Annotated in this window: 8 protein-coding genes; 4 read left to right on the plus strand and 4 right to left on the minus strand. The window is 71.4% G+C overall.

Features of this window, described 5'->3' with window-relative positions; translation table 11 throughout:
- The first annotated feature begins 46 nt into the window (after positions 1–46).
- The 3 genes from fxsT to ACFVYA_RS06055 all read left to right on the plus strand — a co-directional run bounded on the left by fxsT (position 47) and on the right by ACFVYA_RS06055 (position 6,038).
- Positions 47–3,790 carry an FxSxx-COOH system tetratricopeptide repeat protein gene (gene fxsT, locus ACFVYA_RS06045; protein WP_387042928.1) on the plus strand — a complete coding sequence of 1,248 codons (3,744 nt, stop codon included), beginning with the start codon at positions 47–49 and terminating at the stop codon, positions 3,788–3,790.
- Positions 3,791–3,809: 19 nt separating this feature from the next.
- Complete coding sequence (locus ACFVYA_RS06050; protein ID WP_387042930.1) at positions 3,810–4,820, plus strand: hypothetical protein; 1,011 nt, start codon at positions 3,810–3,812, stop codon at positions 4,818–4,820.
- A 99-nt stretch (positions 4,821–4,919) separates the two neighbouring features.
- On the plus strand, positions 4,920–6,038 hold the full coding sequence (locus ACFVYA_RS06055) for a hypothetical protein (protein WP_387042932.1): 1,119 nt from the start codon (positions 4,920–4,922) through the stop codon (positions 6,036–6,038).
- Here the strand turns inward: ACFVYA_RS06055 and ACFVYA_RS06060 are convergent.
- The 3 genes from ACFVYA_RS06060 to ACFVYA_RS06070 are packed head-to-tail and all read right to left on the minus strand — an operon-like array spanning position 5,986 to position 9,982.
- The gene (locus tag ACFVYA_RS06060) at positions 5,986–8,259 is read right to left on the minus strand and encodes a hypothetical protein (RefSeq protein WP_387042934.1); all 2,274 of its coding nucleotides are present in this window, start codon (positions 8,257–8,259) and stop codon (positions 5,986–5,988) included. The two genes, ACFVYA_RS06055 and ACFVYA_RS06060, sit on opposite strands and share 53 nt — an antisense overlap.
- Before the next feature lie 5 nt (positions 8,260–8,264).
- Entirely contained in the window at positions 8,265–9,206 is a 942-nt protein-coding gene (locus ACFVYA_RS06065) for a hypothetical protein (protein ID WP_387042936.1), read from the minus strand.
- A complete protein-coding gene (locus tag ACFVYA_RS06070; protein WP_387042938.1) occupies positions 9,203–9,982 on the minus strand; it encodes a hypothetical protein in 780 nt (259 codons plus the stop codon). The genes ACFVYA_RS06065 and ACFVYA_RS06070 overlap by 4 nt, the downstream gene beginning before the upstream one ends.
- A gap of 196 nt (positions 9,983–10,178) precedes the next feature.
- Here ACFVYA_RS06070 and ACFVYA_RS06075 point away from each other — a divergent pair, with 196 nt between their 5' ends.
- Complete coding sequence (locus ACFVYA_RS06075; protein WP_387043060.1) at positions 10,179–11,003, plus strand: DUF72 domain-containing protein; 825 nt, start codon at positions 10,179–10,181, stop codon at positions 11,001–11,003.
- Positions 11,004–11,016: 13 nt separating this feature from the next.
- Here the strand turns inward: ACFVYA_RS06075 and ACFVYA_RS06080 are convergent, their stop codons facing one another.
- Positions 11,017–12,156 carry an FkbM family methyltransferase gene (locus ACFVYA_RS06080; protein WP_387042940.1) on the minus strand — a complete coding sequence of 380 codons (1,140 nt, stop codon included), beginning with the start codon at positions 12,154–12,156 and terminating at the stop codon, positions 11,017–11,019.
- Between the last annotated feature and the right edge of the window lie 43 nt (positions 12,157–12,199).

Here is a 12,199-nt window from a genome sequence, read left to right on the forward strand (position 1 = left end):
CAGCCCATCGAGTACGGGGACCCCGGGAGCGGGAAGGCAGCCGAATGTGGCGGCCTTCCTCTCCGCGAAAGAGGGCTCGGGCTGCACCAGTACCGTGGCGAACCTGGCGTGGATCCTGTCCGCCGCCGGCCGGCGCGTATTGGTCCTCGATTGGAGCCCGGCAGGCACCGGGCAGCGCGAATTCCTGGGACCGTTCGCCTCCGAGCAGGTCGAGCTCCCGCAGCCACTGGCGAGGCAGCTGTGGCTCGCCGCTTCCCAGCCGTCGAACCCGCGCGAAGCCGGACCGCTGACCGCCGTGCGCTGCACCCACCTCGATCAGCCCGGGTACGTCGACGTGGTGACGATGACCGCGGCCGGCCCGGCCGTGGCCGCCGCGGCCGGCCTGCGGGAGCAGCTGCTCGCCGCCGGGTACGACGACGTCCTCGTGGACTGCCCGGTGGGGGCGGACGACCTGATGCTCGGCTTCGTCGGCGTCCTGTGCCGGTGCGTCGTCGTGTGTTTCGTGACGCGTGCCAAGGAAGTCGCCGAAGCCCGGGCACTGGTGGACCGGGTGCGGCAGGCCGGGCGGCCGGGACCGGCCGTGCTGCCGCTGGCGACCCGGTTCGGCGACCGGTTCCCCGAACGGGCCAAGCAGGCACGCGGTCTCATCGCCGCGGAGTTCGGTTCCGTGGTCGAGGAGCAGTCGGCCGTTCTCCACCTCGCCGAGGTGCCGGAGATCCCCGATCGCACCCACGACACGGTGGACCCGGTGCTCAACTTCGTCGTCGAAGAGCCCGGGGCGGGTGGGCGGCTGGAAGCGGGGTACGGGAGTCTCGCCACCGCGCTGACCGACGGGGTGCTCACGTCGGTGCCCGAGGTGCCCGACCTCGTGCGACGGCGCTACCGCAAGGCGTTCGGGCTGGCCGTGCCGGACGACGGCGCGGAGGACCGCGTGGTCGTCTCCTACGCCACCCCCGACCGGGCCTGGGCCGACTGGGTGAACGTGCACCTCCAGCGGGCCGGCGCGAGCACGCGGTTCTTCCGGGACGCGGAGCCGTGGCTGGCCGGAAGCGGCCGGCTCGGCCTGGTGCTGGTCGGCACCCCGGCGTTCGACGAGGCCGGGCTGGCCCCGGAGGTGGTCGCGCAGGTCGCGCGGGCGCGGCGGGCCGGGCTGCAGGTCGACGTGGTGATCCTCGCGCCCGGCGGGAGCGGGCGGACCAGCGACATGTTTCCCGAGGCGGCGACGATCGCGGGCGACTTCGCGCGGGACGGGCAGTGGCTCGTCACGCGCATGCTGCGGCATTTCGGCTTCGTCGAGCGCCCGGGGAGCAGGCCGGCCGAGGGTGACCGCATTCCGGGACGGGCGCGGAAGCTGCAGTCCCTGCCGCCGCGCCGCCGGGTGTTCGTCGGGCGCGATGCCGAGGTGGAGGGGTTGCGGGACCGGCTGCCGGTGGCGCGGGCGGGCCGGGAGGAGCTGAGCGGGCCACCCGGGATCGGCAAGACGGAACTCGCGCTCGAATTCGCCCACCGGTTCGCCGGCGACTACGACGTCGTGTGGTGGATCCCCGCCGCCGACCGGCAATCGGTCCTGCTCGCGCTGGCGAACCTGGCGGAACACCTGGAAGGGCCCGCCTCGGGAACCTACGGCAACACCGTGGCCCTCGATCGGCTGCTCGATCCGGAGTTCCAGCGGTTCCTCCTGATCTACGACAACGTCGAGGACCGGGCGGTGCTCGAAGGCACCGTGCCGGAAAGCGCGCACGGGCACGTCATCGTGACCGGGTCGGCGGCACCACCGTCGGCGATCGAGCTCGCGGAACTTTCCAGCCGCGACAGCGTCCGGCTGCTGAATTCCCGCGTCAACGGCCTCACGTTCGCCGATGCCCAGGAAGTCGCCGAAGCGGTGCGCCACCTGCCCCTCGCGCTCGAGCTCGCCGGGGCGTGGCTCAACGAGATGAGCGGCGCCGACCGCGGGGCGGGCTCGAGCGTCCTGTCCGCCGCGGCCTGGGCGGCCAGCCGGTTCCGCGCCCGGCTGGGCACTTCCGCCGACCGGGACGAGGATGCGGACACGACGGTCGCCCGGGTCGTCGACCTCCTCGTCGCCACCCTGGACGAATCGTCGCTCGGCCGGTGCACCGCCCTGCTCGCCCGGCTCTGCTCCTGCTACTCCCCGCACGGCATCGGGCTGGGCCTGGTCCGGTCGACCGCGATGATCGACCGGCTGACCGAGCTCGCCGCCGGCTCCGACGCGGACCTCCTCCGGCAGGACGCCGCGGAAATCGACCGGATGCTTTCCCTGGGCGCACGGCTGGGACTGTTCCGGGTCAGCTGGGCGCGGCCCGGTTCCCTGCAGATCCACCGGGTGGTGCAGGGGGGTGTCCGCCGCTCACTGGGGACGGAAGCCGAAGCCCGGTACCGGGCGGAAGCGTTGCGGGTGCTGGCGCGCTACGCGCCGACCGAGGTGGAGGCCGAGGAGAGCTACTACACCGAGCGCTTCCTCGAGCTGCACAAGCACGTTTTCTCCTCGCAAGCAGTGCGGAGCGAGGACGACGGGGTCCGGCGCTGGCTGGTCGCCCAGGTCCGGTTCTACTACCGCAGCGGCGGTACCCAGGTCCAGCGGGAGGCGCTGCCGTACGCGGAACAGGTGCTCCGCGACTGGACCGGGCGATTCGGCCAGAGCGACCTCCTGCGGATGCGGCTGGCGCTCCAGGTGGCCAACCTCCACCGCGCGGTCGGCAACACGGCCGAGGCGCTCCGCCTGGACGACGCGGTGCTCGGCAGGCTGCGCCGGCAACGCGGGCTCACGCACCCGCAGACCCTCTTCGCCGCCCGCGCGCGTGGTGGCGACCTGCGCAGCCTCGGCAAGTTCGCGGAAGGCCTCGTCGAAGACCTCAGCGCCTGGGACGGCTTGCGGGAGGCACTCGGCGACGACCACCCCGAGACGCAGATGGCGGCGAGCAACGCGGCCGGATCGCTCTTCCTCAACGGAGACCTGAAGCGCGCCCACACCGTCGCCACCGAGCAGTACGAACGGCGGAAGCGCCTGTACGGGAACGATTCCAGCGTGTGGTCCGCGCTCGTGACGGTCGGTGCTTACCGGCGGGAACTGGGCTACCGCCGGGACGCCGTCCACGTCCTGCGTGAAGCCATCGGGCGGTTGGCGGACCTCGAACCGAGGCTGAACCTGTACGAGCTCATCGCCCTGCGGCAGCTCGCCATCGCGGAGCGGACCGGCCCGGGCGCCGGCACTGCCGCGCACGCCGAAGGCGCCTGCAGCCAGATGGAGAAGGCGTACGCGGGGTACCGGACGCTGCTGGGGGACGACCACCCCGCCACGATGGGCTGTGCGCTGAGCAACGCGGCCACGCTGCGGGCGACGGGGACCGATCTCGCCGGCGCCGTGAACCTCGCCGAAATCGCGTTGGACGGCCTGCGGACCAAGGCCGGTTACACGCAGGACCACCCGTTCACCGGACTCGCCCGGCTGACCTTCGGCCTGGCGCTGGTCGCCGCGGGCGAGCACGACCGAGGAAGCGGCGAGGTGAGCGGGGCGCTCGACGTCCTGGTGTCCCGGCTCGGGGCGGCGCACCCGTGGTCGCTGGCCGCCGCCGTCGACCGGGCGTGGGCCCTCGCCGCGCGCGGGGAAGGCGAAGCGGCCGCGCGGCGCATCACCGAGGCCGGGCTCGCTTGCCGTGAGCACCTGGGAGACGAACATCCGCTCACCGCGGTCGCCACCCACGACGAGGAGCTGGCCAAGGCCGGGCAGTACCGCGGCTGGCGAGCGCACGACGTAGACATCCCGCACATCTGAACCCGGCCGGAGGAAATCGGTGGCTGTCCACGAGAACCACGCCGATCACGTCGGCGCCGAGTTCGATCGTGAACGAGCGGAGGTGACGGCGGCCGCGGAGGCGGAACCGGCGTTGAGCTTCCTCGCCCACTACCGGCGGGGGGTGTACGACTTCGGCGTCGACCGCCTCGCGGAGCCGGAGGCGAGTGCCTTGCGGGACCGGCTCCGGTTGCTGGGCAGGCAGTTCTGCCACCTCACGATGCGCCTCGACCGCATCCTCGCGGAGGCGCGCACGGGCGGGCTGATCCGGGTGGTCCTGCACGGAGGGAACGCCGCCGCGTTCTGCGACGCGGTGGTTCCCGACGCCCACTTGTTCGGGCTCGCGCTGACCCTCGGTGCGGACGAGGCGGAAGAGCGGCAGCCGATCCTCACCGAGCAGCCCGCGGTGCGTTCGGCGGACCAGGCGGTGGCGATGCTGGCCACCCGGCTGCGCGCCCTGGCCCAGCTGCCCACGGCGAACCCGGGCGGCTGGGAGACGACCGGGCGCGCCGGCCGGCAGGCCGCCGAGGACTCGGGGGAGACGGTGACCGAGATCCGGCACCGCACCGCGGACAAGCTGCCGGACGGAGAACTCGCCTTCGCCCGTGACTCGTTGCGCGAGTACATCCGGGCGCCGGATCTGCACTTCGTCGCGTTCTGCGCGAACTGCGAACCGGTGCTCACCTTCGACCGGCTGGCCGATCCGGTGCTGGGACCGTACTTCCAGCAGATCACCATCCCCGTGCGCCGCGCCTTCTACCACCGGCTCAGCCGGGAGGTCGGTGACGTGGCGGCGCGGTTCAACCGGACCGCCGCGGACGTCGTCGGCGGCCTCTTGGACCGGCTCGTGCTCGACGTCGAGCAGGGCGCCGTCTACTACTACCGGCTCGGGGCGGGCCGGTTCCTGATGGGGGTCACGCTGAACCAGGACGAAGTCAGCACCGTCGACGACCGGATGGCCGAACTGGCCCGCCGGTTTCGCCCGGTCGGAGTGGGATCGCGTGAAAAATGAGCCGGATCGGATAGTTCGGCTGGTCACCGCGGGTGAGAAGTCGCCATTGCCGCGGCCTGCGCAGTACGCTGGACGTTCCTCCCCGGCCCGGAGGTACCGATGATCGGAACACGACGCGCGCTCGCTCTGATTCCGGCGTTGGTGCTGGGCATCCTGCTGGCCGCCGGTACCGGGCTCGATGTGGCCCACTCACGGGCTTATCCCCTTGCGGTCACGATTCTGCTGGCCATCGGGCTGTACGCGAGCACGCACGGAATCGACGTGGCGGAATTCCGGACCCGGTGGAAAACGGTGGTCACCGCCGTCACGTTCGGGGTGATCCTCAAAGCGGCGTTGATCTCCGCCGTGATGTTCGCGTTCTACCGCGAACCGTACGTTTTCCTGCTTTCGATCGCCGTGGCGCAGATCGACCCGCTTTCCGTGGCCGCGGTCCGGGCGAAATCACGCATGTCGGAGCAGGGCAAGGCGTTGCTGGCGGCGTGGGCGGCGTTCGACGATCCGATCACGGTGCTGCTCACCGCTTACCTCACGGGCGTGCTCGTGCCGGGCTCGGGCGCGAGCCCGGCCGTCTTGCCCACCGGGCTCGCCGCGGCCGGGGTGAACTTCGCGGCGAACGCCGCCCTCGTCGTCGCGGTGTGGCTCGTCCGGCGGCTCGTTCTCGGCTGGAAGGCGCCTTCGCCGGCCGCCGTCCGGGTCCGCGCGGGCCTGGAAGTCGTGCTGCTCCTGGCGTGCGGGGCGGCCGCGGTCCAGTGGTCCCTGCTGCTGGGGCTGGCCGTCACCGGGCTTTTCCTGCGGCCCCGGTTCGGTGTGGCGCTCGACAGAGCGGTCACGGGGTGCCTGGTGCTGGCGGCGTTCGCGGTCGGGCTCGTCCTGGCCGACGGAGTCCGCATCGTACCGGGGATCGTCCTCGGCACCGCCGCGTACGGGGCGCAAATCGTCGTCGCGCTGGCGCTGACCGCGCCCCGGGTCTGGCGCGCGGATCGCATGCGGCTGGCGCTGGGCCAGCAGAACGGGCTGACGGCGCTGGTGCTCGCGCTCGTCCTGGAGCCCGTGGTGCCGGCCGCGGTGGCGACCGTGGGCCCGGCGATCCTGGTCGTGAACCTGTGGCACGCGGCCGCGAACGGGCTGTGGGACCGGCGGCACCGGTTAGCGCGGCCGAAGCCGGCTACGGCTGCGGAGCGGCCGAACGAAAGACCGCACGCAGAACACGCGGGCTGAGGTTCTCGACGACGTCCTGCACGTAGGTCAGCGAGGTCTCGCGGGCCCCGGCCGTCCGGCTGCGCGCGGCCACGCTCGTCAGCGGGCCGAGCCGGAACGCGGGCACCTGGCTGCAGATTTCGTCGTAGGCGCGGCACAACCGGTCCAGCTGGGCGCGTGACTCCGCCGAAGCCTGCGCCGGGGACTGGGGCGAATCCGCGGCCATCCGGCCGTACCACGTTTCGACCGCCGCGCGGAAGCCGTCCATGATCCGGCGCAGGACGAGAGCGGTGCCCGCCGCGGGGAAGAACTCGGTGCCGCGGGCCAAGGTCCGGAATTCGTCGATCGACTGCCGTTCGGTGGCCCCGAAGGCCCCGGTCAGGATGGGACCGAGCTGCACCAGGTCCTCGAGCGTGCCGGTGGCGTCGGTGAAGATCTCGCCGACGTGGTCGGGCAGCCGGTGCGGCGAGTCCGTGCTTCCCCGGCCCAGCGCGGCGAGGTCCTGCAGCACCGTGGCGAACCCGCGGGTGGAGGCCGCGGCGGCGTCGTCCAGCTGCTCGCTCAGCTGCTCGAGGAAACCGTGCAGACTGGCTTGCTGCCGGCTCAGCTGGGTGAACCGGAGCTCCAGGGCTGAAGAAGAGTCTCCGGTGAGCGCTTCGAGCCGGTCGTTGGCGATACCGAGGAGCGTCGCCAGCTGGTGGGGGAAGGCCGGATCGACGGAGCGCAGCAGTTCACCGGTCAGCGGCGTCCGCACTTGCTCCGCGACGGCGTCGTTCAGCACCCCGTTGATCACGATCAGGGCTTCCACCGGATCGTCGAGGTTGGCGAGGTCGTCGAGCCTGCGGTTCAGCACCTGCACGTCGCGCTCGTCGAGCACCGAGCGCGTCAGCAGGATCGCGCACCCGCCCGCCCGGCCGGGGAAGGTGACCCAGAAGTCGACCGGCTCGCTCCCCGGCGGGCCGAGCCGGTGCCGGCGGCGGAACGGCCACCCGTGGGCCGTGAGCACCCCGGTCACCGCCGCTTCGACGTCGTCCCCCGGCCGGGACCCGAACTGGCGGTGCGCGGCGCCGCGGATCATCGTCTCGGTGACCGGCGATCTCCGGTCCCCGCTCACCCGCGCGGCGTCGGCCCACGTGGCGTAGGTGGCCCGCAACAGCCGGATCACGTCACGGGCCTTGCCGCCGGACAGGTCGCGCACGTACCGCGGCGACTGCTCGGTGAACGGGGCGAGCCTGCTGTCCTGCGCCAGCTCGATGAACTGCCGGACCTCGTCCGCTTCCAGCGGATCGAGTTCGACGGTGTGGGCGACCCGTTCGAGCACGCTCGCCTGGAGAACGCGGAGGAAGTCGGGCAGGCCCACGAGCACGAGGCAGGCACCGGATTTGGAGAAGACCCGCATCAGCTCCTGGAACGCCGCTTGGACGTCCTCGTCCTCCCGGCGCTGCGCGGAGAAGACCTTGTCCATCTCGTCGAGCACCAGCACGAACCGGCCTTGGTGACTGCCGAACAGGAGCGCGAACACCCCCAGGGCCGCCAGTGCCGCGGTTTCGGTGTCGATCGCGGTGGTGATCCCGCGCTCCCGCAGGACCTCCGCCGGAGCGGCGCCGCTGAACCAGTCCCACACCGCGTCCTCGAACCCGCTGCGCAGCAGCAGGGTCAGCGCGGTGCCGAAGGTTTCGTCGTCGGTGACCTGGGCCAGGTTCTCGTGCACCCGGCGAAGCAGGGAACTTTCCATCAGTCCCAGCCGCTCCACCACCTGCTGGGGATTGAGCTCACGGTTTTCCAGCCACTCCAGGATGGTGCCGCTGAGCCCGGTGTCCTGCAGCGACGACGTGACGACGTCGATGTAGAAGTCGCTCACGCTGGTCCGGACGAAGTCCCGGTCGAGCCGCCGGACGAACCTGCGGTACAGGTCGACGAAGGTACTGGCGGTGGCCTCGAGGTACATCGCCCGGTGGGGATCGCCGAGCAGGATCCCGGCTTCCTGCACCAGCCGCAGCGCGAGGTGCGATTTGCCGGTGCCGTAGTCACCCACGACGGCGAGGACCGTGCCTTGGCCGGTCCGGGTGCGCTTCGAGTCGGGGGCCAGGCATTCGGACAGGTAGGCGAGGGCGCGGCGGACGGCGTCGGTCTGGATCGTGGGGTAGTCGTTGTCCGAGGAGTAGAACTCCGTCACCAGGGCGACGGCCATCGGCGAGTAGGGGTTCTCGAGTGGAGGCAGTTCTTCCACGCCTTCGCTCACCGCGCTCACTCCCGGCCGTCCGGCGGCTCTCGCCGGGCTTCTCTTTGCTGGAATTCGCTGATGTGTTGCTCGGTCACCAGCGTCGTGGGGCCGTACTCTAGTGGTTTTGTTTTCAGCAGTTCGTAGGTTCCGTGAAGCACGATCTGGAGTTGTGACACGGAGAGTAGCCGGCCCTCCAGCGAGTGCAAGGTCTCTTCGCTCATTAGAGGGTACTCTCCGGCCTGTGCGTGACGTGTAAGCCGATCGTTGGCAAAGCGGGCGAAATCGCCCTCCTTCAGCTTGCCGACGTGAATGCGGACCAAGCGACCGTAGTCCTTCAGCTCATTGTCGATCACTTTCAGGTGTTTGTCTTCGAAGTGGGCCGACTCGACCACGAACAGTGTCCGCTTGGACACCCACCCGCCGTAGCGGATCACTTCCTGGGCCAGTTCCGTCGACGGCAGCAGGATGACCAAGACGATTCCCCGGACCAGGGAGCGGCCGAGGTGGGGGTACACCCGGGCCGGGAAGGCGCGGTTCTCGACGAACCGGTTCAGGTCGGCGGGAACGAGGAAGTCCTCCCCCTCCAGTTGACCGACCACGTAATCGCAGACGGTGGTCAAGCGTTCGGTCATCGACAACGTCTGGCCGAGCAGGGCCGGTCGCGCGTCCACGATTTCGACTTTGAGTTCGCGAGCGGCCAAAGTTTTCTCCAACCAGCCCAGGCACCGGTTCGCGACCGCGGTCTTGCCGCAACCGGTGTCGCCGGTCACGAGCAGGAGTTTGCCGTCTTCGCCGGGGGAGCCGAGCGTCGCCGCCTGCTGCGTGAATTCCTCATACGCTTCTTGCGTGTGATCGAGGTCGACGTACAAGTCCCGGTGCTCGGGGTGCCGCCAGGGGCAGAGCGGCTGTTTCGGGTCGGTGAGCTTGGGCACGGCGAACGGGTTGTCCACGGTCCGGGCGGTCATCGCGCACCCCGGAGGATCCAGCGGGCCCGCAGCGGTCGTTCCAGCGCGATGGCCACGTCGAGCACTTCGTCCCGCTGGGAATCGAGTGCCGCCAGGAGGGTGCGCCGCCGGGCACGGGTGGTCTCGGACTGTTCGTACCAGTCCTCGGTCAGCGAACCACCGAACTCGCCGGTCGTGAGCCGGTCCCGCACCTGCCGGACGACCGTCCAGCGACGGTGTGCGGCCGCCGTTTCGGCGAGCCGGGCGACGAATTTCCGTCTCGATTCGCCGAGGGCGGCGTCCGGGTGCTCGGACGAGGTGTCACGCAGGTACTGGCCCGCGGCGTCGTGGAACTCCGCGTGTGCCGAACGCAGGGATTCGGCCTGGACACGTCCCCGGGCGACGCGGTCACGCCACGACGCCGCGAAGAAAGCGAGCACGGCACCCAGGACCGCGGTGAGGACGGGGAGCAGCGTGGCGAACTGGCTCGCCGCCGCCTGGTGGGTGGAGGCGTAGAGAGCCTCGCACGAAGCCGCGAAATCCGCCGGTCGCGAGGCACGCCACTCGCGCGGGGTGAGCGTGCGCGTGCCGTCGAGGACGGCCGTTCCGCTCGGGTCGGGCCGGGCGCGCCCGAGTGACACGCCGGCGTCGACCACCGCGGCGCGTTGCGCCGGGGAAAGGCAATAAACGATCGCCGCGTCGTCCTCGGCGTGGACGAGTTCGGGCCGGCCGGTCGCCAGGAGGACGATGAACAGGCAGAGCACCCCGGCTCGTCTTCCGGTGCCCGAAAGATCCACCTGCACCCCCGTGGGAACGACCGCCGACCACTTTACCGGCGGAGAGTCGTCGAACGGCCGCATCGCGTTACGTCCACCGGAGCGGAGTAGCGGGAGCAAGATCGCGGATTCCGGTGGCGCCGGTGAACCTGGCAAACTGTTCACCCACGATCGAGGGGAGCTGACGCCGGTGGCACGCCTTCACGTCGGCTGCGCGATGTGGACCCACAAGGCGTGGCCCGGGCGGTTCCTGCCGCCGTCGCTGCCGGCCAAGGAATGGCTGCGGGCCTACGCCGGCTGGTGCACCGCGGTCGAAGGCAACACCACCTTCTACGCGACTCCCGCCCGGGCCACCGTCGAAACCTGGGCGCGGCAAACCGATCCCGGTTTCCGGTTCGTGGTCAAGCTGCCCAAGGTCGTCACGCACGAGCGCCGGTTCGCGGGGGTCGAAACCGAGATGCGGGCGTTCCTGGACGCGATCGAACCCCTCGGCGAACGGGCGGTCCTGTGGACCCAGCTGCCCGGTTCGTTCGGCCCCGCGGACGTCGACGCCCTCGGCCGCTTCCTGCGCCGGCTCCCCGCCGGCCGCCGGCGCGCCGTGGAGGTGCGCCACCCCGGGTTCTTCACCGACGCCGGCTCGACGGCGCTGCTGGAGGGGACGCTCGCCCGCGCGTACGCCGAGTGGGTGCCGTTCGACACCACGGTCTTCTTCCAGCGCCCGCCGGCGAGCGAGGCCGAGCAGGATGCCTGGGCCAAGAAACCGCGGCTGCCACGGCGGACGCGGGCGCTGACCGACCGGCCGATCGTCCGTTACCTGGGCCGGGACTCGGCCGAGGAGACGATCGCGGGGTGGCGGCCGTGGACGGCGGTGGTCGCGGGCTGGCTGCGTGAGGGCCGGTCGCCGACGGTGTTCGTGCACACCCCCGACAACGACGACGCCCCGGCGCTCGCCCGCCGGTTCCACGACGACGTGCGCGCGCTGGTGCCGGATCTCGACCCCCTGCCGGAGCCGGCGCCGGTCGAGCCCGCGACCCTGTTCTGACGCGTCGATCCGGTCAGTGCCGGTGGGTCAGGCGCCCGTAGATTTCCCGGGGCTTCCTGGCCCAGCGCCAGAGCTTGGTGGCGAAGACGGCCTCGAGTTCCGCCTGGTACTGGTCGCGCTCCGCTGCCGTGCGGGCCAGCTCGGCTCGGAGCTGCCCGATCTCATCGCCGAGACGGCGGGCGTGGCGGGTGGCCGTCCCGGCGGACTCCTCCGCTTCGGCGCGCGCTGCCATCGCGGCCGCGAGGTCGTACTCGAGTTCGCCGCCCAGGGAGTCGCGGTAGCGGGCGTGGGTGACCGGGACGGTGAAGTCCTTGTCACGCGGGTCGAAGGACACCGCGATGAGGCCGTCGCCGCTGACGGATTCGCCGACGGTGTGCTCGGCGATGACGTGCGCGCCGGCGTCGAGCAGCAGCCGGAGGGCGTTCTGGTGGGTGAGCGGGTCGCCGGAGATGGTGTGGTGGTGGGTGGAGACGACCAGGAACCGCACCCGCCCGGCTTCGAGGTCGCCCCGGGCGCGGGCGAGCAGGACCGTCTCCGCCCCCTGGACGTCGGCCAGGACGAGGTCGACCCGGTCCAGGCCGGTTTCGGCCAGCAGGGAAGCCAGGTCGTGCTGGGGGACGTCGCGGACCCGCTGGTCGCTCTCGGCCTCGAAGGCCAGTGGCTCGCCGGGGTCGGCACCGAGCGCCCCCTGGACGAACCGGACGCGGTCGTCGTAGCCGTTGAGCGCGGCGTTGCGGCGGCCGACGTCGATCCAGGCGGGGTCCGGCTCGAGGCCGACGACCCGGCCGGCGGGGATGGCGTGGCAGAACCAGAGGCCGTAGTACATCCAGAAGCTGCCGAACTCGATCATGGCGGGTGCCCCGCCGTCGGCGGCCAGGCGTTCGAGTATCCGGTGGAAGACGATCTCTTCCTGCGGTTCGTGGTGGCCGCGCAGGGCCCGGATGATCTCGGACATCCAGGCGCCGTAGTAGCCGCCCTCCTCGACGAGCAGCCCGTTGTGCATGACCTGCACGCGGGTGCCTTCGTGGTCGCGGCACGTCCCGGCGTCGGCGACCTTCGGGATGACGTCGGCGTCGGTGCAGGCGACGGTGGCCAGCATGCGGCCGGCCAGCGCCGGATCGAACCCCGCGACGTCGGGAACCAGCCGCTCCACAGCACCTCCAAGACGGGAATTTCGCCGGTTCGAGCGTAGGACC

Origin of the sequence: Amycolatopsis sp. NPDC058278 (assembly GCF_042881395.1) — a bacterium.
Lineage (GTDB): Bacteria > Actinomycetota > Actinomycetes > Mycobacteriales > Pseudonocardiaceae > Amycolatopsis.